The following is a 23565-nucleotide window of genomic DNA, read 5'->3' as shown; positions in this document are numbered from 1 at the left end:
CACACCGGACGATCGAGGGGATGACAGCCATGAACCACAGCGCACACCACGCCGGCGATGGGCACGACAACACCGCGCAGCAGACCCGTGAAGGCCACGGCGGACACCATGAGGGCGGCGTGACGTGGGTGTCTGCTGCGAAGGCGACGCTCCACTGCCTGACCGGCTGCGCCATCGGTGAGATCCTCGGCATGGCGATCGGTACGGCCCTGCTGTGGGGCAACGCGGCGACCATGATCCTGGCGATCGCGCTGGCCTTCGTCTTCGGCTACTCGCTGACCCTGTTCGCGATCCGCAAGGCGGGCCTGGGCTTCAAGATCGCCCTCAAGGTGGCGCTGGCCGCCGACACCGTCTCCATCATCGTGATGGAACTCGTCGACAACGGGATCATCGCCCTGGTCCCCGGCGCGATGGACGCCCACCTGGGCGAGGCCCTGTTCTGGACGTCCCTGCTGGGCGGCTTCGTCATCGCCTTCCTCCTGACGACCCCGGTGAACAAATGGATGATCGGCCGCGGCAAAGGCCACGCCGTCGTCCACACCTACCACTGACCCTCCCGCTCCGGACACTTTCGCGGCAAGACTGAAACCACAGGGGGATGTCGGTCGTCGGCAAGGTGAACCGCCGGCCTCAACGGGCTGCGTCTGCTACGTGACGCCGCCTGGACCTGCGCCGCGAAGGACGCACAGTGACTCGAAGATCGATCACCTCCCTGTCCTGGAACGCTGATGCTGGCGCAGCGCGCCATGCGGCCTGAATCCCCAGACGCGACGTCCCAGCAGGCAGAGGAGGCGAGCTCGAGCGGCAGCGCCCGAGCTGCGTAGGTGTACGAGGGCGCCTGTCCTCCATGGTGCTGGGATGGCCCCCTATAAACCCGCTTTTCCGCAGGTGGGAGCTCTGCGCTACGGATTCCGCTTCAGTCTATGAATTCCACCACCTCGCCGACGTGAGTGAGTTCAGTGCGAAAGCGCAAGTGACTTTTGGGGCCGGGACAAGTTTGTTCCGGCCCCATCAGCTGTCCCCTCAACCCTTGATGGCGGCCCCGAACTCGAGAATGATGAGTTCCTGACCACCCTGCCTCGGCCGTCTCATGCATTCAGAGATGTGCGGGCCATGCGCTGGGGCGGTTCGAACTCCGCTCGGATCAGACGGGAACTTCCAGCAGCGAGCGGCCTTGTATTCGCCAACGGTTTGATTACTCGAGGTTCTGCCGGCGTGGAGCCGCCGGCGCCAGGACAGTGCCCAGGACAAGCCCGGCGGAGGCAGTGCGCAGGATGGTGCCGAAGCCCTGGCCGGGGAGGGCGCCACCCGTTGCGGGCCGAGGCCGGTGTCGATGCGGGCAGTCGGCCCGGCACTTCGTACGCGTCCCCTGCCCGCGGGGTGGCAGACTTGCGGGGATCGCTGTCCTGGCGGGCCCCTCGCCGAGGGGCCCGGGGCGGGCGTGCCGGTGTTGTTTCTTCGGGCTTGGGTCCTGTGGTTCCCGGTGGCGCATGCGTGTGTTGATTCGCGGGCCTGTGTGGTCGTGCGCTGGCAGGGATGGATCATGACAGAAGAGGGATATGTCGGCGGCGGGCCGGGGCCTGGGCTGCGAGGACGGGCGTGACGGCGCAGGGCTTGGCGCGAGCGCTGACCAGCTTGCTGGCCGCCAGTCACAGGGCGCCGTTCGAGCAGTTGCCCCGCCTGCTCGACAACGCTGCGAGGGAGGCCGGTGCGGGCGGGGCGCGGCTGTTCGTGGCCGATCTTCAGGAGGAGGTCCTGCGTGAGGTCACCGGCCTCGGCCTGAGCGCCGGGAAGGGCGGCGAGGAGTACCCGATCGAGGGCACGCTGCCCGGTCGCACCTACCAGACGGCTGAGATCACGGCGCCGGCCCGTGGCGGGGCGTGCTGGGTGCCGGTACGGGACGGTGCTGAACGCTTGGGGGTCCTGCACGTCGAGCCCGCCGAGGGGGACGGGGGTCGGCCCGATGAGGAGGTCATGGGGGCGCTGGCGTCGATGGCCGGGCTGCTGCTGACCTCCAAGCGGGCCAACAGCGACTCCCACGCCCGGCTGACCCGCGTCCGGCCGATGGGGATACCGGCGGAACTGCAGTGGAGCATGATGCCGCCGCGGACGTTCTCCGACCGGCGGGTCACCGTCAGCGCCTTCATGGAACCCGCCTACGAGGTGGCCGGGGACGCCTACGAGTACGCGGTGGCCGAGGATGTCCTGCACCTGGCGGTCTTCGACGCCATGGGCCACGACACCTCCGCCGGCCTGACCGCCGCCCTCGCCATGGCCACCTGCCGCAGCCACCGCCGCGCCGGCGCCACCATCCCCGACGCCAGCGCGGCCATCGAGGACACCCTCATCGAGCAGTTCGGACACAGCCGCTACGCCACCGGCATCCTCGCCGACCTCGAGCTGGACACCGGAAAATTCAGCTGGGTCAACCGCGGTCACCCGCTGCCGGTTCTGATCCGCGGCGGGCGGTGGGCCAGCACGCTGCACTGCCCGCCCGCCGGGCCGATGGGCAGCGGCTTCAACCTGCCGATCCAGCAGAGCACCGAACAGCTGGAGCCCGGTGACCGGCTGCTGCTGTTCACCGACGGCATCACCGAAGCCCGCGACACCGACGGCCGGGAGTTCGGCGTAGAACGCTTCACCGACTTCATCATCCGCCACCAAGCCGACGGCCTCCCCCTCGACGAGACCCTGCGCCGCCTCATGCACGCCGTCATGGACTACCACCAGGGACGACTGGAGGACGACGGCACCGTCCTGTTCTGCGAATGGCACGGCCCGCGCGCCTCGGCAGGGTGAAACAGCGACCGCGCCGGGGCCACTTCATCGCCGTGAGGGGGCGAAGGGCGTCCTCCGTCAACCGGTCGCCTGTTCATGCGAGGTGCGCGGTGAACCCATTCCCCGGACGGCAGGGGCGGACAGGACCCGCCGTTCCCTGGTCCGCCGCATCGACTCTCCACCGCGGACAGGCGCCACCCGTTGCGCGCGCTGGTGAAAGCCTGGGGCTGAGCCCAGAGGAGCACCACCGATCGGCGGCCCGGCCCATGGTGTAGGCGGGGCATTCGTCGTCAGGCGGCCGAACGAGTCGCCTGCTGTCATCGCACCTCTAGGTGGAACACGTCGGAGGGGCCCTGGCGCCAATGGCACCAGGGCCCCGAAGGAACTGCTACACCATCTGCCGGCCCTGATACTGCGCCGGCCTTCTGTTTCCGCAGACCCGACCAAGAAGATGCTGTCGGAGTTGCGGGGATCGCGGTTGCTCGACCGGAGACCACCTCACTATCGATGTCCTGCGGTACCCGGGCTCAACACTTCCGCCCGGGCGATCCTGATGGCGCCTGGCTCCTCCGTTCTTCCCTCTGGGATCAACCACTTACTACTGCTGGTGATGCGAACTGCTCTGTGGCCTGCGACAGCGCCACTCTTCGGCAGCCAGCCCCGTCGCCCGTCCTGCGTCTGCTCTGGCTTGGAACCCCACTGCCGAACCTCCCGGTGCGCGCGCCCGCAGCCGACGCCTTCACCGAGGTGCTGCTCACTGACTTCACTGCTGGGTACTGCGAACTGCACCTACCGAACTGCGGTACTGCTCACGACGGCCCCTGATCACTGCGGGCCATCCGGTCCGGTCGTCAGTCCCGTCGCCGTCCTGCAACAACCCTGGCTTCGGAACTCCACCACCGAACCGTCCTGCGAACTACAACTGCGGTCCTACTGCCCGGCAGTTCGTCCCTGCCGAGCCGTGTTGATCTCGGTTACGAGAGAAACCATAACCACGACACTGGCCAATGTCTACTCCAGCTGACATAGATTTCTCCATGTTCGACGGCGAGGTAATCGACCTCGAACAGTGATGGAGGCTGGGGGTGGCCGGGCTGACGGGCCGCAGCCGGGGCACAAGCCCCGGACGCACCGGACCGGGCATTGACGATCCGGAGACCAGGGGGATTTGATGGACACGATGAGCGTCAACGTCTCCCCCCTCCACTCCGCGACGTCCGTCGCCGGCGCACGCGAGAGCACCCGGGGCTTCCTCGACGGGCTGATCGACACGCCGAGCTGGTTGGCGATGGGCGTATGCCGATCGGTGGAGACCTCTGGTGTGCACAGGGAGATCAGGAGGGCGTAGCTGACGGGCAGGCCGATGCGGTCGTTGCGCCTGTTCGCCTTCCACCAGCCTCCGACGGGGTGGACGAGGAGCGTGCCGCAGGCGAGTTCGGTCGCCGAGCCGCGCCAGATGTCGGCGTGCAGGGAGCCGAGATTGCGGGCCCGGGGGCCGACCAGTCCCGGCGTGAGCGCTCGCGCCGGGCGGCAGGCGGCCGAGGACACTGTGGTCACGGAGATCCGCGAGGTCCATGCCGAGCACAAGGGTGCTTACGGCGTCCGCCGAGTCCAGGCCGCGATCCACCTATGGAAGCCCGCCCGCGAGACCCGAAGGTCCCGGCACGCCCGCTGGACGCCGAAGGCCTCGGCGTGGGCGGAGAGGACGTCCCGGCGGTGGGTCCTCACTTCGTCTCCTTCGCGAAACGGGCGGCCGCCCGGCGCAGGATCTCCCGTTCGAGCTCCCACTCCTTCTCCGCCTTGCGCAGCCGGCCGCTCTCCGCCCGCAGCCGGGCCAGTCCCGCATCCCCGCTCTCTCCGGCCATGACCGCGGTCGTGTCCACCGGCCGCGCACTCGTCAGCCCGGTGCGCCCAGTTGCGCAGCGTCTCGCCGGTCACCCCGACCTCCGTCTGCCGCACACGTACGCTTCCCGCCCGCCGCGCGGTACAACGAACGGCATCATCCCTGAAGCCCACCGGATACAGAGACTTCCGTCCCACCAGGACACCGGTCCTGGGATCTGCAAGATCCATTACCGGAGTGTCCATGCCTCCGGGGGCACCTCACACGGGGGCACCTCACGTCCGCAACCGCCTGCAATACCGGCCCCACACCCTTGCCGGCTTCATAGCCGGCACCAGCCTGACCCTCGACACACCATCCGCACCCTGACAAGCCGAAGTCAGTAGGAGCGCAGGAAGCCCCGTCGGGGCAGGGTGACCGAATGGGTCCCCTGCCCCGACGGAGCTCGGTCGGCCGGGTGGCGGATTACCGGTGCCCGGCCGAAGCCGGTGCCGTGTGCGGCGCTACCCGGCTCAGCCGAAGCTCACGTCGCTGCACCACATGTAGGTCTGGTCGAGGTGCGAGGCCTGCCAGATCACATACATGATGTGGTGTCCGGTGTAGCCGGAGGTCTGGACGGGGAACGTGATGTCCTGCGCCGGGGCGAAGCGTCCGGTCTGCGTGATGAAGTCGAGGTTGCCCCAGCCCAGGGTCTGGGTCTTGGGGTCGAAGCCCTGCTTGCTCACGTAGACCTTGAAGTAGTCGGCACCGTGGGACGCCTGGTCGTACAGGTGGACCGAGAAGTTGTTGCCCACACTGGTGGTCTTCCACGCCCCGGGCTTGTTCAGGCTGGCGTTCCTCGAAAGGTTGTTGCTGCAGAGCGTCCCGTCGGGGGTCCGCGCCTGGAACTGGCCACCGAGGCCTTCGCGGAGCGCGCTCATCCAGTTCCACATGGTGTCGGGGTTGGCCTGCCAGGCCTGCCAACACATGGGGTCTTGGGTCTGCATGGCCGGGTTTGTGTGGTTGCTGCCCCACGTCTTCCAGCACTGGTACGCGCGGGTGGCGGGGTCGACGACGGTGCCGTGAGCCTGGGCGGGGGCCGACCAGGTCAGTGCGCCGGCAATTACGGCGAACAGCATGACGAGCGCCTGGAGAGGTCGGCGGAGGGACCACCGCGAACGCCCGGTTAACGGACTCTGTGTACGCATAGGGGGGAGCTCCTTCCAATTGCGAGGCTTTTATGGGAGCGCTCCCAACGGTAGGTCTTCTGAGTGAAATGTCAATGAAGCGAACGGAGTTGATCACAGGGGTGGGCGGTGAGCAGGGAATCTGCCCTGAGCCGGGAGTCAGAACCGTTCCCGAGACCGGAAAACGAGGAAGAAGAAGCGCAACCATCGCATCCGGAGGGACAATTGCTTACCATGTCGCCGCGTCAATTCGCGGTCTTGTAGATCCCGACCAGCAGGGGAGACTGCCTGCCTTCACGAGCGGATCCGCGCGCTCCCCGGTAGCACAACTCCAAGCAGGCCGGTCCACCATCACTCCACCGAGATGAGGTTTCATGAACCGAAGCCGAGCCGCCGTCAGCGCAATCGCCGTGACCCTGTTCACCGTCGGCCTCCCCGTCGGCCCGGCAGCCGCCGCCACCGAGGCGAAGGCCCACGTCGGAGCCGATTGGGCAACTCAGTCGATCGTCTTCACCGCCGCCGCAGGGCAGACCGACAACCTCAACATATTCCCCATGTACACCAGCGACGGGATCCGGCGGATCGGCTTCAGCGACGTGGTCCCGCTCGAACCGGGCGACCACTGTGCGTACTCCAGAGCCGAGGACACCACCTCCCTCGTCTGCGAACTGCCCGCCGACAGCCCCCGGCTCGACAGGATCGACGTCTTCCTCGGTGACGGCAACGACACGATCGCCGCCTTCGCCCCCGGGATCGGCACCGTCAGCGGCGGCCCCGGCGACGACGAACTGCACGCCCACACCGCACGCACGGTGCTGGGCGGCGCGGGGAACGACATGGTTATGGGACCCGCCGCCCTGCACGGCGGCGACGGCATGGACCACCTGATGGGTGACAGCAGCAACCAGCAGATGTGGGGCGGCCGGGGCGACGACATGATCGAGGGATACGGCGGTGACGACACCGTGCACGCCGGCCCCGGCGACGACCGCGCCATGGGCGGGGACGGCCGCGACATCCTCCTCGGCGGCCCCGGCAACGACACACTGGACGGCGAAGGCGGCGACGACCTCGTCTGCGGTGGCGCCGGAAAGGACGCCCTCGAAGGCGGGCCCGGCCGCAACATCATCCTCCCGTAAGTGCGCCTCCACGCCCGAAGGCCCTGGCCCGCGGCGTGAACGGCGCCGCAGGCGCCGAGCCATCGCCGTCGGCGACGCGCCACCCGAGCCGCGTCAACTGTGAACGCCTCAGACGGCGGGGGTGCGAGGCTGTTTCCATCCGCCGTGACTCGAAATTGCTTTGCTGATTCTCGCGCCGTGGCGGAGCGGCGCTGGGCGCCCGAGTTCCTATGTTCCGCAGGTGGCGCCGACTCGCTTCCGGATCAAGGGAGTTGTTCCGTCGCACGTCTTGCCTCTGCCTCGAAGCGTCCCTACAGTCCTCCTCGGGACAAGGAGTGGGAGCGCTCCCATCTTTCCGGCAGGACTGTGGCGGGCTGATGCGCCTCAGCCGTTTCGACTAACCCTGCCCTCGCGCCGCCTACCCATCGGCACCGGAACTGGAGGCCGCACACATGAAGAAAACCGTCCTGTTCGCCGCTCTCGTGGCCATGCTGTCGGCGACGACTGCGGTTGCGCCCGCATCTTGGGGTTCCGGTTCCGGTTCCGGTTCCGGTCCGGGCGACCGTGCCGGTGAGTCCGAAGCGCGTACCTGTGTCGCCCGCGCTCTGATGTTTTGCGAGGACTTCGCCGGCCTGCGGCCGGGAGAAGCTCACGGCCGTGGCTGGACCACCGACGCCGCGAACGGCACGCTGACCATCGAGCGGGACGCCACCCACCACAGCAAGCATCTGCGGATCCGCACCGAGGGCAACGGCCGGGCGTTCTTGGAGATCCGCAACCTCACGCCGCCCGGCAATAGCTTCTGGGGCCGGGTCCGTCTGCGCGTCGACGCTTTCCCGACCGCCCCCGACTGGGCGCACTGGACGATCGTCGAGGCCACCGGTGAGGGACCGGGGTACGTACGGCCCCTCGGCGGGCAGTACGTACCGGGAGTCGGAGAGAACCTGTGGGGCGCCGGCTCCGACGGTGGTCCGACCGGTGACTGGACGGCCTGGCACGAGTCGGCCCCGGCCCGCGCGGGCACATGGCAGTGCGTGGAGTGGCGGATGGACGCCTCCGACAACAAGATTTCCCTCTGGATCGACGGTGAGGCCAAGCCGGAACTCGCTGTCTCCACTCATCATCACGGCGGCCTCGACACCGACTTCGTCTTCCCGCGGTTCGACACGTTGAAGATTGGCTGGCAGTTGTACCAGGGCAGTCCGAGTCCGTCCTCCTATGACGCGCGGATGGACGACATCGCGTTGGACGGCACTCGGCTCGGCTGTTGAACGGGACTGCGGGTACGCCGGCAAGGTGTCCGTTCTGGATCGGGAGCGCTCCCGAAAGCTGCTGCCGGTTTGGCGCGGAAAGGTCCCAGGGCGACCTGGTGGCACCACTCGGCCCAGCGCTTTCCACACCCGGCCCTTCGCGGCGAAGCCATGAGGAGGAACGTGAGAACCCACGAAAGACGGCGAAGCACGTCGCCGGTGAGCCGCGGTGGCGAACCGCGCCGTCGAGCCCGAGTGGCACTGGTCATCGCGCGGGACCGCTATCGCCCGCACAGTACGACCATCCTCCGGGTGTCCGTAGGCCTGGTCTTCGTCTGGTTCGGCCTGATGAAATTCTTTCCCGGGGCCAGCCCCGCCGAAAGCATCGCAATCAGAACCATGGATGTTCTGACCTTCGGTCTCTTACCGGCGACAGTGTCATGCCTGCTCTTGGCGCTTCTGGAGACTGCAATCGGCGTCGGCCTGATCACCGGCAGGCTGCTGCGCGTAGCACTGACGGCGTTCTTCGCTCACATGACAGGAGTGTTCTCGGCCCTGTTCTTGTTGCCGGCTGAGATGTGGAACGGCACCGTACCCACCCCCACCCTGGAGGGTCAGTACATCATCAAGAACGTGGTGCTGATCGCCGCGTGCCTCACTGTTGCCGTCGACGAGCGAGAACCCCGTCGGCGCCCCACCTGACTGATTCCCCATCGTCGTCGTCAAGCAGTCGCAGGGTGGCGCTGGAGGGCCGGCTCACGTTCAGGGACGTGTGCCATGGTGATCCCCTGTGCCACGCCGAGGGCGGCTCGGGCCACTGTCAGACGCTCCTGGACTCGGCTGTCCATCTACCGGATCAGTTTCCGTCCTGATCTCGCGTAGACGTCCACGCCGCCGACCTGGCAAACATGCAGGTCAATAAGGGCCCGACCTGTGGGGTCGACCCTTATTTCTTTTCCGTGGTGGATAGCTGCTGGATGCGCTGACTTTGCGTCGCCCCGACTTCGTGAAAGCCGTTCTCGCCCTTCACCACGCAGCGAAGTGAGGTTGGAAAAGGCTCAATGGCCGCCGCGGCAGCGCGAGCCTGCGAGTGGTGCCACCTGGAGGAGGCCGGGCTGGGTCCAACGCCCCTGGCCGCACGGGCCGGTGTGCGGGTAGTTCGGGTACGACGGAAAGCGCCCGGCTGAGGCATCTCAGCCGGGCGCCTGTCCGGGGCCCGCACAACACGGAGCACCCGTCAGCGGTCAATGGTCACGGGGCGATGTCCCCGACCGGTGCTCCCTCTCCTGCCGCGGTGACCCGCTCGGCGGAGGTGTTCAACAAGGGAGAGTGGACTTGCCGGCGGCGCCGGTGGTGCCGGTGGTGCCGTCCGCCGACATCGTGGCGGCGGTGCCGTTGCCGCCGGGCTTACCCGGGCACACCGGACTGGCCGCGCCGCCGGCACCGCCCGTACCGCCCGTGTGGCCGCCTCCGGCCTCGGAGGCGCCGCCGTTGCCGCCCTTGCCGCCGTTGATACCGGCACCGGCATTACCGACGCCGCCCACGCCGCCCTTGCCGCCGGTGCCGCCGGACGTGGCGGCACCGCCGAGGCCGCCGCTGCCGCCGTTGCCCTTGGCGCCGCCGGCGCCACCCGTGCCCCCGGCCCCGCCGACGCTTCCGCCGCCGGTGGCGTTGCCGCCGGTACCTCCGTTACCTCCGTTGCCGTTGGCGCCCGCAGCGCCACCGGTGCCGCCGAGGCCTCCGATACCGCTGAGGGTCCCGACGCCGTTGGCGCCGTTGCTGCCGGGAGCCCCGGCCGTCCGGGCGCTGTCCGTACCGGGCTGGGCGGAGGCGAGGGTAGGAGCGACGGTGAGGCCGGCTACGGCAATCGTGGCGATCAGGAAGGTCCGGGCAGTGGCCGTGGTGCGCATGGAGCGCATGAGGTACTTCCTTCGGTTTGTGCAGGCGGAGAGATTCTCCGCCTGACAGCCTCAACGTAACGAAGTGCGACGTACCGTGCACTCTGAGGGACGATCAAATGTCCTTAAACAGACTGAACAAGCAAATTTTGGCCGTGCATCGCACCTTGGATCCGTCTTCGACGATGAGCCATGACGGAACACTGTCAAAGCGGTGTTCTGCGGGCTTACGGAAGCGCTTGTAGCAGCAGAAGGTTGCGGCGCGACCGGGGAAGGCCAGGTAATCGCGGAGGGGCATGCAGCCGGTCAACCAGGACATGGTTCGCCGGATGGCCGCCTGGGTCGGCCGAGGTGTTCGCCTGATTCGACGACGTTGCGGGCTACTACGGGCGATCCGGACGCCGATGGGCTTGCCCCGTAATCATTTCCGCAGGCGAGGGAATGTCGTATGCCTTGTGAACCGCCAGCTGTCGATCGCGAAGCGCTGAGAGGGGAGGAGTTGGCTGTCCTGCGGAACAGCGGATACGTTCTGTGGCGCGAACCGATGCGGGTACGCCGGTATCTCCAAGCAGATCGCGCATCGTTGAGGGGCGTACAGCCGGGGTGACGTACGAACGGTTCGCCGGGGAAGTCTGCCGACAGGGGCCGGATGACGGCCCATGGCACGAGGGGGAGGCGCCCGCCTGATGAGCAGCTCGCCAACGCCTGCGCTCGAGCCGGGCGGTGCCGACCGCGCACCGCTGTCCGAAGCGGATTCGCCTGCACACCACTTGCCGACACGCCAGGCGACCACACCGACCTCGCCGCCCCCGACGTACGCGCGCGACCTGCCGGGCTGGCGGCACATCGGCACCGCGCTGCGCCGAACCCTCGCCTCGGTGTGGAACGACAACGTGACCGACTTCGCTGCCGCCCTCACCTACTACGCGGTGCTCGCGCTCTTCCCGACCCTCCTTGTCACGGTCTCGCTGCTGGGAATCGTCGGCGCCTCGACCACGGACAACCTGATCAGTAACGTCATCGCTGTCGTGCCGACCGAGTCCCGCGCCGTCATGCAGAGCACGTTGCAGGGCATGGCGGAGCAGCACACGGCTGCTTGGACGCTGGCTGTCTTCGGCATGATCGGCGCCCTGTGGTCCGCTTCCAGCTATCTGGGGGTCTTCCGCCGAGCCCTGCACGTCATGCACGGCGTCGAGGACCTGCGCCCGGCGTGGAGGACGGCACCACGGCTGGTGATTACCGCCTTCGTGCTGTTGACGCTTCTGGTTTCCAGTGCCCTGGTGCTCATCCTGACCGGCGAAGCGGCCCACACCGTCGGCCGGCTCGTCGGCATGGGCAGCATGGCCGGTAGCGTCTGGAACGCGTTGAAATGGCCGCTCCTGCTGTGCCTGGTCGCCATCTTGGTGCTGGTGCTGTTCCGCTCGGGTCCGGCCGGGACACACGGGGTGCGGCAGAGGCTTGTGGGAGACGCTCTGGCCGTGGCCCTGTGGCTCGTCGCCTCCGCGAGCTTCGCCCTCTACGTCTCGCACGTCGGCACCTACAACCGGCTGTACGGGTCGCTCGCCGGCATCATCGTCTTCCTGGTGTGGCTGTGGCTGTCCAACCTGGCCCTCCTCACCGGCGCCCAGTTCAACGCCGAACTGGCCAAACTCCGCCGTCGGTGACCAACAGGGCGTAAGCTGCGCAGCCTTCGTCCCGATTGGTCGGTTACTCCATTCCCCCACGCCCAGGCACCCCACAGGCAAAGCGACGACCTGAGCCTCATGACGCGCTGCTACGCCGCGTGCTCTGCCTGCGTGCACGCCGAGATCTTCGGACCGGGACGGGCCCCCGCATAGCGCCTGCCGCTTCACGTCGCGGATATCGGAACGTCCAAGCAGACCAATGTGGCTAGGAGCTTGCAATGGCACGGATGATGCTGCGTGACAAGACCGCGACGGAACCCGGAGACCAGGTTTCCGGAAGACCTCCCATGTCTGTGCTCGGCCGGGTACTGGCCATGCTGTTGGCCTTCGCGGCGATGGTGGGGTTCGCGGTGGTGCTGGCCCGGCTGACGCTGCAACCGTCGGTGACGTCGGTGCCGTTGACGCACAGTAATCTGCGCCCGGGTGACTCCATCCGTGCCTACCTCGCCCAGCCCGCGTCCCTCGACACGGTCAAGCAGCTCGGCGGCAACATCGTGATGGGTGTGCCGTTCGGTGTGCTGCTGCCGGTGCTGGTGCCCCGAACGCGAGGACTGGTCCGGGTGGCGGTGGTCACCGCTTTCGTGATGCTCCTCGTGGAACTCGTTCAAGGCGCCCTCATCATCGGGCGTACCTTCGACATCGATGACGTTCTGCTCAACACCACAGGTGCTCTTCTGGGCTACTTGCTGCTCGGCCTCTGGTTGGGCCGTGCAGTGCATCCCCGGCGCCGCCGCTGGTGGCACCGATTCACCGGACGCCCGGTGACTGCCACGGATCCGGCATGACCGAGTCCTGTGAGCCGCCCGTCCGGTGGGGAGCTGTCAGGGCTGAAGCCTGCCCGTGCCGGCGAGGACCGGGGTGACGAGGCTGTGCTGACCGAACCGGACGACAAAGCGGAGTGAGACGGACACACCATGATCCATTCAGCCGATATCCGTGAGTGGCGCAACCTCAGGGTCGTCGACCCCAAGGGCCGCAAGATCGGCGTGCTCGAAGCCGTCTACGTGGACACGGCCACCGACGAACCTGCCATGGCCACGGTCCGTATCGGACTTCCCACCCGCCACCAACTGGCTTTCGTGCCCCTCGACGAGGCGATCCTGGGACCGGACTACGTCAAGGTCTTCTACGACAAATCGCTGGTGAAGAAGGCGCCCACGGTCGGCATGGACGACATCCTGCCCGCCGAGGCAGAAGAAGCGATCTTCCAGCACTACGACCTGACCTACCGGCCGGGCGCGGGTGGCGAGAGGCAGCTCGCGCGCCGCTGACCGCCCCGCGCTCATCCCGAAGGAGGTGTTCGTGCCATGGCTCTCTTCCTGTTTCTCGTCCTGGTCGCCGTCGTGCTGGGAATCGTCGGTGTGACGGTGGAGGGGCTGGGCTACCTGCTGATCATCGGCATCGCGGTTCTCGTGGCCGCTGTGGCCTTCATCGCGGTGCGATGGTCCCGGCGCTCCGGTCGCCGCCCCATCCGATAGCGCCGTCCAGCCCAGGATTCCCCCTGCCACGGCGTTCACCGACCTCCCCCCCCGACGGCGTGACATCCCCGCCCGTGGGCGCGCGGGGCGAGCGACACGCGCTCGCGACGGGCCGCCATCACGGCGACACGTGCGCCCCTCCAGCCTCCTCGGCAGGCAGCTGGAGCATCGGCTCGAAGGAGGAGTCCTCCTCGCCGGGGGCGTACGGAAGGAATCCGTCGGGCACGGTGCGGGCGGCGGTGGCGAGGAGACGGTCCAGGACTTCCCGCTCGGTGACCGGGGGCAGCAGAAGGCCGGCGAGGAGACGATCGCGGACCGCTGGGTGGTCCGGGTGGTCGTCGAGGTGGTCGGAGCCGAGGGCCGGTGGGCGGAAGCCGGCCAGGGCGTCGTGCCACGACGGGAGGACGACGGCGAGGGTCAGGGCCTCGGCGAGGGACTCGGCGATCAGGGAGGCCCGGCCCTCGGAGTCGGTGTAGAGGACGGGCCGAGGGCCCCCGGGGACGGCCGGGCCGCAGAGGTAGTGGGTACCGCCCGCGCTGCATCCGGCGACGGGCTCCACCGCGAGGCCGTTCGGCAGGGCGATCCGCTCTATCGGGTCGGTGCGGGCGAGGTCGAACTCTCCGTCGCCGGCCAGGTAGGAAGCGGCCCCGGGATGCGCGGCGATCCTGCGGAGCAGCGCCTCCTCCGAGAGGGCGGCCGGGTTGAGGGCCGCGGTGATCGCGGGAGTGAGGGGATGCCCCGCCAGGACGTGGCGGACGGCGTCGAGGGGGACGGGGCGCTCGTAGTAGTCCTCGAAGTGGGCCTGGACGGCTTCGGGGGAGCGGTCGGCGAGTAGGTGGAAGAGGAAGCCGGAGCCGTCCGGGTCCTCGCTGCCGGGCGGGAAGTCGATGCCCGAGCCGGTGCGCCAGGCGGTGTCACCGGTCTCCCGCCACAGGCAGACGGTGATGCGAAGCGCGTCGATTCCCTCGTCACGGAAGGCGGGTGCGTCGAGGAGCGGACTCAGCGCGGCGGGCACGTCGTCGATGACGCCCGGCCAGACCTGCTCGTCGTCCGTCGCGTACGGGCTCATCTCCGACTCGTGGTCGAAGCCGCGTATGAGCACGCCGGCCGGGGTGAAGACGACGGAGAAGTCGTCCCCCGATCCGTTGTCCATCAAGGCCGCCTCCTCACCGGGGCCCCAGGCGGAGTCGAAGGTGTGGCAGCAGAACTGCGGATCGTCGCCGATCGTGGCCTCCAGTACAGCCAACCCTCGCAGGTGGGAGCGGAGTTCGGCGGGACCAGGGAGGAGGGCGGCGATCTCGTGCACGGTGCTCATGACGCCATGGAAGCAGCCCCCACTGACAACCTGCGACGGCCGGTCCGGGCAGTGGTGCGCCGCGTGCGGCGGAGTCCTTGGTGGCCGGTGAAGTCCGCCGCTGCCTCGTCGCCTCCGCCGCGGCCTGCGTAGCCATGCCGCTCCACGCCCGCCACGCCCGCCATGCCCGCCCGAGCCACCCGGCAGGCACCGAGCCGGCGCGACGAGGTCCTCGCGCTTCCAATCCCTCCGAGCCCAGCTGACGGGTGGTCACCGGCATGGGCCGCCTCGGCCTCCCTTCTCCGACGCGTTCTCCTCCTTAGGTTGAGTCGGATCTCAACCGTCAGCCGATGCACCGATCGAGGGTGCATTGATTGAATAGTCGAGCCGAATCAAAAGAATGTGGGGGTCAAGATTTGGAAGCGACGCTGGTTCTGACGGACAGTGAACGGTCTCAGCTTGTGGAGAGGCTCGAGAGCGTCGATGCCAGTCCTTACAAGGACTATCCGGCATTCAGTGCACTCATTTCCAAGATAGTGGCCGACGGTGGAGTTCCCGCTCGGCTGCTGGAGGCGGCCGAGCAGATTCGCATCGAGCGTTCCCAGGGACTCGCGGAGGCGCACGTCCTGCGTAACTGCCCGGTGGACGAGGATTTGCCGGAGATCGGGAACGAGGACCCCTCCGCCGAGAAGAAGAGCCTGAAGAGCACGTTCATCGGTGAGGGATTCCTGGAGCTGCTGGCCCAGATCACCAGGACGCCGCTGCTGTCCTACGCGAATCGCTTCGGTGGCGACTTCTTCATCGACGTCATCGCCATCAACAAGTACCTGGGGAAGCAGACCGGCTACAACGGCGGCGAGGTGGTGTTCCACAACGACCGGACCGCTCACCCAGTCCGGGCCGACTACATCACCCTGCTGGGGATGCGCTGCCCGACCGAGGACCTGGTCTACACCGGCTTCGTCTCCGGGCGCCGGCTCATCGCCGAACTGTCGCCGGAGATCCAGCAGGTGCTGCGGCAGCCCTACTTCATCACCCCGTTCGACGTCGTCTCCCGGGACGCGAACACCGAGCTCGGCGCCACGCCGACGCACGCGATCCTGAGCGGGGTCTCCTCGCTGCGCTACCTCGACACGCACACGGCGACCGCGCCGGACGCGCCGGTCGAGGCCAAGGACGCCCTGCTGGCGCTGAAGAACGCGCTGACCCGGGTGCCCAAGGAGCGGCACCGCATGCAGGAGGGTGACGTGCTCACGTTCGCCAACCAGCACGGCCTGCACAACCGGGAGCAGATCGAGATCAGCGACGCCCGGCGTGCGCTCGGCCGCTGGCTGCTCAAGACCTACGCCTTCGCGGACCAGGCCGCGGCCGACGCGCACAGCGATGCCTGGATCGACGGGGTGCCGGGCAAGGTCGGCGACTGATCTCCCCGTTCCCCACAAGCCGAGCAAAAGGAAAACTCATGTCTGATCAGGATGGCACCAGCGCACTTCCGCAGCTGTACGGCGGCGTTCCCGGCAAGTCGTTCGGGCCGGTGAACTACAAATTCGAGCCGTTGATGCGGGACGGCCGAATCGGTGCGGAGATCCATTCCCTCTACTCGACGGCGGAAACCGGGGAGAACGGCCCTGCGGCGGCCATCGTCCGCTACCTGCCGAGTGGAAACGCACAGCCGCACCGGCACCCCGGGTACGAAATCATCTGGATCGTCGAAGGCGAGCTCGAGACCGACGACGGGGTGTATCCCGCAGGCAGCCTCCTGGTGATGCCTCCCGACAGCGTGCACACGCCGCGCAGCCCGAAGGGCGCTGTCGGACTCGTGGTGTGGGAGCAGCCGGTACGCCCGGCTCAGTGACCGGTTCGAAGCGTTGAGGGCCGTGCGGGACCTACGCACGCAGTAGCCGCGTCCACGAACGCAGGGCTTTGTGGAAGAAGCGGCACAGCCCTCCCTCATCCAAGGAATCTGATGACGAACAAGCAAGCTGCACGACGCATAGGGATATTCGACACGACGCTGCGCGACGGGGAGCAGGCTCCCGGGAACGCCATGTCCGCCCAGGACAAGCTCGATCTGGCCCTACGGCTCGAAGCGCTGGACGTGGACGTCATCGAGGCCGGCTTCCCGGCGTCGTCGTCCAACGACTTCGACGCCACCCAGGCGGTCTCCGCGGCGCTCAGCCGGGCCCAGGTGGCGACCCTGTCCAGGGCGCGCAGGGACGACATCGAGACGGCCGTCCAGGCCGCCGGCAGCCGCAACCACGTGCTGCAGATCATGGGCACCGGCAGCGACATCCACCTCGAGCACAAACTCGGCATCACCCGGCAGCAGGCGATCGACGACGCGGTCGACGCCGCGAAGTTCGCCGCGTCCCTCGGGGTGGAGACCGTGGCGGTGGGGATCGAGGACGCCACCCGCGGCGACTTCGGCTATCTGCAGCAGCTCACCGAGCGGGCGGTGGAGGCCGGGGCCCGCTACATCCCGATCGCCGACACCTCCGGGTGCGCGTCCCCCGAGGAGTTCGGCGACCTCATCGCGAAGATCCGGGAATGGGCGCCGGCTCCGGTGCGCATCGGTGTGCACTGCCACAACGACTTCGGTCTCGCGACCGCCAACGCGATCGCCGGGCTCCAGGCCGGCGCGGACGATGTCCAGGTCACGGTCGGCGGCATCGGTGAGCGGGCCGGCAACACCGCCATGGAGGAGGTCTGCGCCCTGCTCGCCTACAAGGGTGAGCAGCTGGGCCTGTACGCCGAGGTCGACCTCGCCGGCATCTACGCCGTGTACAACCGCCTCCGCGAGATCATCCGTCTCGAAGAGCCGCGCAACAAGGCCATCTTCGGCCAGTACGCGTTCGGTACGGCGGCCGGCATCCACCAGGCGGGCATGCTCCGCAACCCGGCGACCTACGAGTACGTCGAGCCGGCCCGCTTCGGCAGGGAGCGCACGCTCCTGATCAGCAGGCACTCCGGACGGGCCGTGCTGCGCCACCTGCTCGGCGAGATGGGCCTGCAGATCGACGACTCCAAGCTGAACGAGATCTACCGCGAGTACATCGCCGAGCGGGTCGAGAGCGACTGCGAGGACATCTCCGTCCTGCGGGAGCGACTGGCGGCCGATCTCGCTCCCGTGCCGAGCTGACCGGGGGAACACGACGTGATCAGCCACATCGTCTGCTTCCGGTTCCTGCCGGGCATCACCTGGGCGGACCCCCGGGCCGTCGAGGCCGAGAGCATCTCACGCGCGCATCCGCAGCACATCCCCGACATCGAGTCCTGGACGGCCGGGCGCAACACCACGGTCCGTGAGGTCGCCCATGACTTCGCCGTGATCGGCCGGTTCGCGGACCGGGACGCGCTCGAGCGGTACCAGACCCACCCCGACCACCAGCGGGGAGTCCGGGCCTGGAAAGAGCTGAGCACGTGGGTGGTGGTCGACCTCGACGACACCGAGGACGCCCTGCTCGGTGAGCCGGCCCGGTGAGCAACGCCTTCATGACCCCGGAGATCACCGGCGGCAAGTGCGCCGTGGTGGTGAGCGACGAGCTCCCTCCGGGGCTGCGGGCCAACGCGGCCTCCGTCCTCACGATGACCCTGGGACACCGGGTGCCCGGCCTGATCGGGCCGGACGTCAAGGACGCCGACGGCACGGTGCATCCGGGGATCGTCCTGATCCCGGTGCCCGTGCTCACCGCCTCGAACGACCGGCTCCGGGAGATCTGGGAGCTGGCCGGGCACGGCGACGTCGTCCGGGCCGGCTTCAGTTCACTGGCGCAGTCCTGCCGCACGTACGACGAGTACACCGACCGGATGTCCGGCACGGCGACGCAGGACCTCGACTTCGCCGGGGTGGCCATGTTCGGGCCCCGGAAGCAGGTCAACAAGATCGTCGGCAGCCTCCCGCTGATGCGCTGACACCCGCAGACCCCAGCCACGACATACCGAAAGGACAGCGGTGTTCACCCTCTTCAGGCCGGAACTCGAGGCCTTCGCCCGCACGGCGCTCACGGAGCACCAGCAGCTCCACAAGGGAGGCTGGTCGACCGGCGACCTGCACGCGCTGCAGATGGAGCGGGCCGCGGAGACCATCCGTTACGTCCGCGCCAACTCCGCCTTCTACCGCGACCGGTTGCGCGATGTCGCCCTCGCCCCGTCCGGGCCGATCAGCCCGCAGGAACTCGCCGCGGTGCCGTTCACGACCAAGGACGACCTGCGCGCGGAGTTGTTCGACGTCATGTCGCAGCCGCTCGACAAGGCCTGGGTCTTCTACGAGACGACCGGGACGACCGGCCGCGCCACCCCGTGCCCCCGCGACGAGCACGACTCCATCGTCAACAACACCGCCCTCACGCTCGCGTACGAGGACATCTTCGCCCAGCACGGCGAGCGCCACGTGGTCGCGGTGATGGGGCCGACCGAACTCCACTCGACCGGTGACACCTTCGGCGACGTACTGCGCAACCTGGGCCACACCGTGGTCAAGATGTGGCCGCACTCGCCGGTCGTCGGGTTCCCGCGTGCGCTGGCCCTGCTCGAGAAGCTCGGGGTGACCGCACTCGTCTGCACCCCCGGCATGGCCATCTCGCTGGCCAAGGCGGCGCGTGAGGCCGGCATCGACCTGCACTCCCGCCTGGGTGTCCGGCTGATCCTCACCCTCGGCGAGCTGACCTCGCCGGCCATGCTCGAGAACCTGGGCGCACTGTGGTCGGCCTCCGTCTACAACTGCATGTACGCCTCGCAGGAAGCGTCGATCATGGCGGCCTGCCATGCGGACGGCCGGCTGCACACGGTGCCGTTGAACAACTACTTCGAGGTGGTCGACCCCGACACGGGGCAGGCCGTCGAGGCGGTGAGCGGGGTGCGGGAGGGCGAGCTCGTCGTCACGCACCTGTACCAGGGAGCCAAGCCGCTGGTGCGCTACCGCACCGGTGACATGGTCCGGCTCTCCGCGCAGGCCGATTCGGTCCACGAGGTCCTGCAGCCGATCGGCAGGGTTCGGGACGCGCTGCACCTGGGCGGTCGGCGGGTGACCGCCTACGACCTGGAGCAGACGCTGTTCACCCACATCCGCGGTGTCATCGACTACTTCCTGCTCATCGACGAGGTGGACGGGCAGGACCTCGTCACGGTCAACCTCGAGCCGACGGACGCGGCGGCGGGGCTGCGCCTCGACCGCGAGCTGATCCGGCGGGCCGTCGCCGACGCCTTCGGCGTCCGCTGCGAGGTCGTGCTCGGCTCCATGGACGCCATCACCAGCACGGGCGCCATGGTGAGCTGGAAGGCCGCGCGCATCCACGACCGGCGGGGCAGCGAGCCCGAGCCCGAGCGCCTGGCCGCGCTGGCGATCGCCACGGGACGTGACGCGCGATGACCACGACCGCGGTGGCGGCGCCCCCGTACGCGTACCACAACGGCGCTTTCGTCGAGGCCGGCGCCGTCAGGCTGCCTCTGAGCACGCAGGCCCTGCACTACGGCACCGGCGTCTTCGAGGGCATCCGCGCCTACGCGCAGGAAGGCGCGTCCGGCCCGGCGGTCTTCCGGCTCCGGGAGCACCTGGAGCGCCTGGAGCGGTCCGCCGCGACCCTGCGGCTCCAGCTTCCGTGCGACGTGGACGGTCTGACCGAGATCGTGCTCGACCTGCTGCGGCGTAACGGCAGCGGCGGCGACACCTACATCCGCCCTCTCGCCTACAAGCTCGCGCTGGAGCCCGGCACACCGTTCGGGGTCAAGCTGAGCGGGGTCTCCGGGCAGTTCACCGTGACCACGGTGAAGATGGGCTCCTACGTCCCGAGCGAAGGCCTGCGCTGCAAGGTGAGCACGGTGCGCCGGGTGCCGTCCGTGAGCATCCCGTCGGCGGCGAAGGTCACGGGTACCTACGTCAACAACGCCCTGGCCGTCGAGGAGGCCCATGCCGACGGGTGCGACGACGCGCTGATGCTCGGCCTCGACGGCAACCTCACCGAGGCGAGCACGTCCAACGTCTTCGTCGTCGGCCGGGACGGAAGCGTCGCGACACCACCGGTGACCGCCGACATCCTGCCCGGCATCACCCGGGCGAGCGCCATCGAGCTGCTCGCGCGCGAATTCGGCATCACGGTGGAGGAACGGCCGGTGGCCGTGGAGGAGCTGGCGCAGGCCCAGGAAGTGTTCACCACCGGCACGGGTGTCGAGATCTGTGCGGTGACATCGATCGACCACCGGGAGGTCGGCACGGGCCGGGCGGGTGCCGTGACCTCCCGACTCCGCGACGTCTACGACGAGGTGGTCCGGGGCCGGCGCCCCGCCTACGCCTCGTGGCTCACGCCCGTCCGTTCCGCATGACTCCGCACGACTGGTCCGCAGAGGCACAGGGGGAAGGAAAAGCAGTGCAGCAATCAATAGACCAGAGGTTCCTGGACATATCGCTGCCCACCACGGCCAAGGGGTGGAAGGTGGCCACGCTGGGCCCGGCCGGCACGAGCAGCGAGCTGGCGGCCCAGCACCTCATCAAACGGCTCCCCGGCGTGGCCGTCAAGGAGACCCCCGAGCTGTTCCACAGCTACGAGATGGCGTCCAGAGCGGTGATCCAGGGCACGGCCGACCTGCTGGTGGTCGCCAACGCCTATGCCAACGTCTCCGAGTTCTACATGGACACGACGCTCAGCCTGGTCGGCGCGTACCACTACCAGACCCCTCAGTACGGCATCGCGGTGCCGACCGGCACCACGCTGACCGGACCGGTCCGGATCGCGAGCCACCCGGCGCCGACCCCCCTGATCGAGCAGCTGCTGCCGAAGGAGCTGAGCGTCAAGGAGGTGGTGCTGGCGGATTCGACCAGCGCGGCCGCGCTCGCGGCCCGTTCGGGACGGGTGGACGCGGCCCTCACCACCCAGCCCTCGGCCGAACGGTACGGGCTGACTTTCATCTCGGGGACCCGGCCCATCGACATGCTCTGGTCCGTCTTCAGCCTTGCCCACGCCACCGACCCCGTGGCGGCCTGACATGGGAAGGACTCTCGCCGAGAAGATCTGGTCGAACCATGTCGTGCGGCCCCTCGACGACGGCGCCGATCTGCTCTACGTGGACCTGCACGTCCTGCACGAGGTCAACACCCCACGGGCCTTCGACGATCTGAGGGCGTCGGGCAGGACCGTCCGGCGCCCCGACCGCACGCTCGCGGTCGAGGACCACAACACTCCGACCAGGGACGGTGCGCTCGAGGACCTGGCCGGGCGGCGGCAGCGTGAACTGATCCGCGCCAACTGCGCCGAGTTCGACATCCAGCTGCACCGGCTGGGCGACGCCGACCAGGGGATCGTGCACGTCATCGTCCCCGAACTGGGGCTCGCGCGGCCCGGCATGACGATCGTCTGCTGCGACTCGCACACCTCGACGCTCGGCGCCCTGGGTGTGCTCGCGTTCGGTATCGGGACCGGCCAGGTCGAGCACGTGCTCGCCACCCAGACCCTTCCCGTGCACCGGCCGAAGGACCTCGCCGTCGAGGTCTCCGGCGTGCTGCCGGACGGTGCCACGGCCAAGGACCTCGCACTGGCGCTGATCGCCCAGATCGGCACCGGGGGCGGCCAGGGCAGCGTCATCGAGTACCGGGGCGAGGCCATCCGCCGTCTGTCCATGGAAGGCCGGATGACGCTCTGCAACATGAGCATCGAGGCCGGCTCCCGGGCCGGCCTGGTGGCGGCCGACGACGTGACGATCGACTACCTGCGTTCGCGGGTCACGGCCCTGGGCGGGGACGAGGACTTCTCCGCCACCGAGGCGCGGTGGCGTGAGATGCGCAGCGACGACGACGCCCGGTTCGACGACGTCGTGCACATCGACGCCGCACACGTCGGTCCCAGGGTCTCCTGGGGAACCAATCCCGCACAGAACCTGCTCATCGACGGACGGGTCCCGACCCGGGCGGACTTCGCCGCCGGCGAGGACTGGGCCTCGGCCGAGCGGTCCATGGACTACATGGGCCTGCGCCCGGGCCAGGCGGTGCGGGACCTCGAGGTGAGCACGGTCTTCCTCGGCTCGTGCACCAACGGCCGGATCGAGGACCTGCGCGAGGCGGCGTCCGTCCTCGAGGGGCGCCGGGTCGCCGAAGGCGTACGCATGCTGATCGTGCCGGGCTCCGCGGCCGTGCGGCGCCAGGCCGTGAGCGAGGGCCTGGACAAGGTGTTCGACACGGCCGGTGCGGACTTCCGCGCCGGAGCGGGCTGCTCGATGTGCTGCGCGCTCAACGAGGACCGGCTGGCACCGGGTGAGCGCGCCGCGTCCACCAGCAACCGCAACTTCGAGGGGCGCCAGGGCAAACAGTCCAGGACCCACCTCGTCTCGCCCCGGGTCGCGGCCGCCACCGCGGTGTCCGGCCGCTTCACGACACCGGAGGACCTGTGAGCGAGCCCGTCATCCGCACCGGAACCGCGGTCCCGCTGCGGCGCGACGACGTCGACACCGACCAGCTCGCGCCGGCCCGGTTCGTCCCGTACTACCGGCCGGACGGCTTCACGAACATCCTGCTCGCGGACTGGCGGAGCGATCCCGCGTTCGTCCTCAACCAGCCCCAGTACCAGGGGGCGACGGTCCTCGTCGCGGGCCGCGACTTCGGAACCGGATCATCGCGGGAGTCGGCCGTCTGGGCACTGCAGAGCGCGGGCTTCCAGGTGGTCGTCGCCCACCGGTTCGGCGACATCTTCCGGGGCAACGCCACGACCCGGGGTCTGTGGACGGCCGAGGTCGACCACGACGTGATCGAACGGCTGTGGGCGGAGATCGAGGCCGACCCATGGCAGGCCGTCACGGTCGACCTGGCCACGCTGCAGCTCAGCTGCGGTGCCGTGACGAGCCCCTTCCGCATCGACGAGCCGCTGCGGCGACGGCTGCTCGAGCCGGGTGACCGGATCGCCGAGACACTGGCCCACCTCCCCGAGATCGAGGAGTACGAGGCGAAGACACGCGCTCTGTGACCGTCGAGGCCGGCACCGGCGGATGCGGCCGGATCGGCCGCAGTGCCTTGCGGGCGCCGCTCACCCCGGACGAGGCGTGGCACCGGCGCCCGCTCCCTGACCCGACCTGA

General features: G+C 68.8%; 24 protein-coding genes. 20 read left to right on the top strand and 4 right to left on the bottom strand.

The genetic code is table 11. From position 1 onward, the window contains the following. The first annotated feature begins 29 nt into the window (after positions 1-29). The 3 genes from QFZ58_RS13560 to QFZ58_RS13550 all read left to right on the top strand — a co-directional run bounded on the left by QFZ58_RS13560 (position 30) and on the right by QFZ58_RS13550 (position 4126). The gene (locus tag QFZ58_RS13560) at positions 30-551 is read left to right on the top strand and encodes a DUF4396 domain-containing protein (RefSeq protein ID WP_373428660.1); all 522 of its coding nucleotides are present in this window, start codon (positions 30-32) and stop codon (positions 549-551) included. Positions 552-1599: 1048 nt separating this feature from the next. Next, entirely contained in the window at positions 1600-2799 is a 1200-nt protein-coding gene (locus QFZ58_RS13555; RefSeq protein WP_307125181.1) for a PP2C family protein-serine/threonine phosphatase, read from the top strand. Between the two features lie 1150 nt (positions 2800-3949). Further along, positions 3950-4126 carry a hypothetical protein gene (locus QFZ58_RS13550; protein ID WP_307125180.1) on the top strand — a complete coding sequence of 59 codons (177 nt, stop codon included), beginning with the start codon at positions 3950-3952 and terminating at the stop codon, positions 4124-4126. Between the two features lie 376 nt (positions 4127-4502). Here the strand turns inward: QFZ58_RS13550 and QFZ58_RS13545 are convergent, their stop codons facing one another. Both QFZ58_RS13545 and QFZ58_RS13540 read right to left on the bottom strand, forming a co-directional pair. Then, entirely contained in the window at positions 4503-4643 is a 141-nt protein-coding gene (locus QFZ58_RS13545; protein WP_307125179.1) for a hypothetical protein, read from the bottom strand. Between the two features lie 490 nt (positions 4644-5133). Continuing rightward, positions 5134-5739: a lytic polysaccharide monooxygenase gene (locus tag QFZ58_RS13540; protein ID WP_307125178.1), complete on the bottom strand. Its 606-nt coding sequence runs from the start codon at positions 5737-5739 to the stop codon at positions 5134-5136. A gap of 422 nt (positions 5740-6161) precedes the next feature. Between QFZ58_RS13540 and QFZ58_RS13535 the strand changes: the two genes are divergently transcribed. From QFZ58_RS13535 to QFZ58_RS13525, 3 genes are all read left to right on the top strand, one after another. Beyond that, the gene (locus QFZ58_RS13535) at positions 6162-6926 is read left to right on the top strand and encodes a calcium-binding protein (protein ID WP_307125177.1); all 765 of its coding nucleotides are present in this window, start codon (positions 6162-6164) and stop codon (positions 6924-6926) included. Between the two features lie 431 nt (positions 6927-7357). Then, positions 7358-8176, top strand: a complete 819-nt coding sequence (locus QFZ58_RS13530; RefSeq protein WP_307125176.1) for a hypothetical protein — start codon at positions 7358-7360, stop codon at positions 8174-8176. Positions 8177-8410: 234 nt separating this feature from the next. Further along, positions 8411-8857, top strand: coding sequence for a DoxX family protein (locus tag QFZ58_RS13525; RefSeq protein ID WP_307125175.1), 447 nt, complete (start codon positions 8411-8413; stop codon positions 8855-8857). A gap of 614 nt (positions 8858-9471) precedes the next feature. Here QFZ58_RS13525 and QFZ58_RS13520 read toward each other — a convergent pair. After that, the gene (locus tag QFZ58_RS13520; RefSeq protein WP_307125174.1) at positions 9472-10074 is read right to left on the bottom strand and encodes a hypothetical protein; all 603 of its coding nucleotides are present in this window, start codon (positions 10072-10074) and stop codon (positions 9472-9474) included. Positions 10075-10739: 665 nt separating this feature from the next. Here QFZ58_RS13520 and QFZ58_RS13510 point away from each other — a divergent pair. The 4 genes from QFZ58_RS13510 (at position 10740) to QFZ58_RS13495 (ending at position 13216) form a co-directional block, all read left to right on the top strand. Then, a complete protein-coding gene (locus QFZ58_RS13510; RefSeq protein ID WP_307125173.1) occupies positions 10740-11717 on the top strand; it encodes a YihY/virulence factor BrkB family protein in 978 nt (325 codons plus the stop codon). 308 nt (positions 11718-12025) lie between these two features. Beyond that, a complete protein-coding gene (locus QFZ58_RS13505; protein ID WP_307128852.1) occupies positions 12026-12523 on the top strand; it encodes a VanZ family protein in 498 nt (165 codons plus the stop codon). A gap of 129 nt (positions 12524-12652) precedes the next feature. Then, positions 12653-13009, top strand: a complete 357-nt coding sequence (locus QFZ58_RS13500) for a PRC-barrel domain-containing protein (protein ID WP_307125172.1) — start codon at positions 12653-12655, stop codon at positions 13007-13009. A gap of 36 nt (positions 13010-13045) precedes the next feature. Further along, the gene (locus tag QFZ58_RS13495; RefSeq protein WP_307125171.1) at positions 13046-13216 is read left to right on the top strand and encodes a hypothetical protein; all 171 of its coding nucleotides are present in this window, start codon (positions 13046-13048) and stop codon (positions 13214-13216) included. A gap of 118 nt (positions 13217-13334) precedes the next feature. Here QFZ58_RS13495 and QFZ58_RS13490 read toward each other — a convergent pair whose 3' ends face one another. Beyond that, the gene (locus QFZ58_RS13490) at positions 13335-14531 is read right to left on the bottom strand and encodes a hypothetical protein (protein WP_307125170.1); all 1197 of its coding nucleotides are present in this window, start codon (positions 14529-14531) and stop codon (positions 13335-13337) included. A 515-nt stretch (positions 14532-15046) separates the two neighbouring features. Between QFZ58_RS13490 and QFZ58_RS13485 the strand changes: the two genes are divergently transcribed. From QFZ58_RS13485 to leuD, 10 genes are all read left to right on the top strand, one after another. After that, positions 15047-15934 carry a TauD/TfdA family dioxygenase gene (locus QFZ58_RS13485; protein WP_307125169.1) on the top strand — a complete coding sequence of 296 codons (888 nt, stop codon included), beginning with the start codon at positions 15047-15049 and terminating at the stop codon, positions 15932-15934. A gap of 38 nt (positions 15935-15972) precedes the next feature. Continuing rightward, positions 15973-16365, top strand: a complete 393-nt coding sequence (locus QFZ58_RS13480) for a cupin domain-containing protein (protein WP_307125168.1) — start codon at positions 15973-15975, stop codon at positions 16363-16365. 111 nt (positions 16366-16476) lie between these two features. After that, positions 16477-17649 (top strand): LeuA family protein, encoded by a 1173-nt coding sequence (locus QFZ58_RS13475; protein WP_307125167.1) that lies wholly within the window; start codon positions 16477-16479, stop codon positions 17647-17649. A 15-nt stretch (positions 17650-17664) separates the two neighbouring features. Then, positions 17665-17991, top strand: coding sequence for a Dabb family protein (locus QFZ58_RS13470; RefSeq protein WP_307125166.1), 327 nt, complete (start codon positions 17665-17667; stop codon positions 17989-17991). Beyond that, positions 17988-18422, top strand: coding sequence for a DUF2000 domain-containing protein (locus QFZ58_RS13465; RefSeq protein WP_307125165.1), 435 nt, complete (start codon positions 17988-17990; stop codon positions 18420-18422). Before QFZ58_RS13470 ends, QFZ58_RS13465 begins: the two co-directional genes overlap by 4 nt. A 40-nt stretch (positions 18423-18462) precedes the next feature. Further along, positions 18463-19878, top strand: coding sequence for a phenylacetate--CoA ligase family protein (locus tag QFZ58_RS13460; protein WP_307125164.1), 1416 nt, complete (start codon positions 18463-18465; stop codon positions 19876-19878). Continuing rightward, positions 19875-20828 (top strand): branched-chain amino acid transaminase, encoded by a 954-nt coding sequence (locus QFZ58_RS13455; RefSeq protein ID WP_307125163.1) that lies wholly within the window; start codon positions 19875-19877, stop codon positions 20826-20828. The genes QFZ58_RS13460 and QFZ58_RS13455 overlap by 4 nt, the downstream gene beginning before the upstream one ends. Positions 20829-20872: 44 nt before the next feature. Next, a complete protein-coding gene (locus QFZ58_RS13450; protein ID WP_307125162.1) occupies positions 20873-21487 on the top strand; it encodes a prephenate dehydratase domain-containing protein in 615 nt (204 codons plus the stop codon). A 1-nt stretch (position 21488) separates the two neighbouring features. Next, complete coding sequence (gene leuC, locus QFZ58_RS13445; protein WP_307125161.1) at positions 21489-22886, top strand: 3-isopropylmalate dehydratase large subunit; 1398 nt, start codon at positions 21489-21491, stop codon at positions 22884-22886. Then, on the top strand, positions 22883-23455 hold the full coding sequence (gene leuD, locus QFZ58_RS13440; protein ID WP_307125160.1) for a 3-isopropylmalate dehydratase small subunit: 573 nt from the start codon (positions 22883-22885) through the stop codon (positions 23453-23455). The genes leuC and leuD overlap by 4 nt, the downstream gene beginning before the upstream one ends. Positions 23456-23565 lie beyond the last annotated feature (110 nt).

This window comes from Streptomyces sp. B1I3, assembly GCF_030816615.1.
GTDB lineage: Bacteria > Actinomycetota > Actinomycetes > Streptomycetales > Streptomycetaceae > Streptomyces.
This window is presented reverse-complemented; position numbering and strand designations above follow the sequence as displayed.

Excerpts from the sequence above, each read along its gene's own strand:
- QFZ58_RS13560 (WP_373428660.1), top strand. The coding sequence starts at position 30 with ATGAACCACAGCGCACACCACGCCGGCGATGGGCACGACAACACCGCG.
- QFZ58_RS13550 (WP_307125180.1), top strand. The coding sequence starts at position 3,950 with ATGGACACGATGAGCGTCAACGTCTCCCCCCTCCACTCCGCGACGTCC.
- QFZ58_RS13545 (WP_307125179.1), bottom strand. The coding sequence starts at position 4,643 with ATGGCCGGAGAGAGCGGGGATGCGGGACTGGCCCGGCTGCGGGCGGAG.
- QFZ58_RS13540 (WP_307125178.1), bottom strand. The coding sequence starts at position 5,739 with ATGCTGTTCGCCGTAATTGCCGGCGCACTGACCTGGTCGGCCCCCGCC.
- QFZ58_RS13535 (WP_307125177.1), top strand. The coding sequence starts at position 6,162 with ATGAACCGAAGCCGAGCCGCCGTCAGCGCAATCGCCGTGACCCTGTTC.
- QFZ58_RS13530 (WP_307125176.1), top strand. The coding sequence starts at position 7,358 with ATGAAGAAAACCGTCCTGTTCGCCGCTCTCGTGGCCATGCTGTCGGCG.
- QFZ58_RS13520 (WP_307125174.1), bottom strand. The coding sequence starts at position 10,074 with ATGCGCTCCATGCGCACCACGGCCACTGCCCGGACCTTCCTGATCGCC.
- QFZ58_RS13510 (WP_307125173.1), top strand. The coding sequence starts at position 10,740 with ATGAGCAGCTCGCCAACGCCTGCGCTCGAGCCGGGCGGTGCCGACCGC.
- QFZ58_RS13505 (WP_307128852.1), top strand. The coding sequence starts at position 12,026 with ATGTCTGTGCTCGGCCGGGTACTGGCCATGCTGTTGGCCTTCGCGGCG.
- QFZ58_RS13500 (WP_307125172.1), top strand. The coding sequence starts at position 12,653 with ATGATCCATTCAGCCGATATCCGTGAGTGGCGCAACCTCAGGGTCGTC.
- QFZ58_RS13495 (WP_307125171.1), top strand. The coding sequence starts at position 13,046 with ATGGCTCTCTTCCTGTTTCTCGTCCTGGTCGCCGTCGTGCTGGGAATC.
- QFZ58_RS13490 (WP_307125170.1), bottom strand. The coding sequence starts at position 14,531 with ATGAGCACCGTGCACGAGATCGCCGCCCTCCTCCCTGGTCCCGCCGAA.
- QFZ58_RS13480 (WP_307125168.1), top strand. The coding sequence starts at position 15,973 with ATGTCTGATCAGGATGGCACCAGCGCACTTCCGCAGCTGTACGGCGGC.
- QFZ58_RS13475 (WP_307125167.1), top strand. The coding sequence starts at position 16,477 with ATGACGAACAAGCAAGCTGCACGACGCATAGGGATATTCGACACGACG.
- QFZ58_RS13455 (WP_307125163.1), top strand. The coding sequence starts at position 19,875 with ATGACCACGACCGCGGTGGCGGCGCCCCCGTACGCGTACCACAACGGC.
- leuC (WP_307125161.1), top strand. The coding sequence starts at position 21,489 with ATGGGAAGGACTCTCGCCGAGAAGATCTGGTCGAACCATGTCGTGCGG.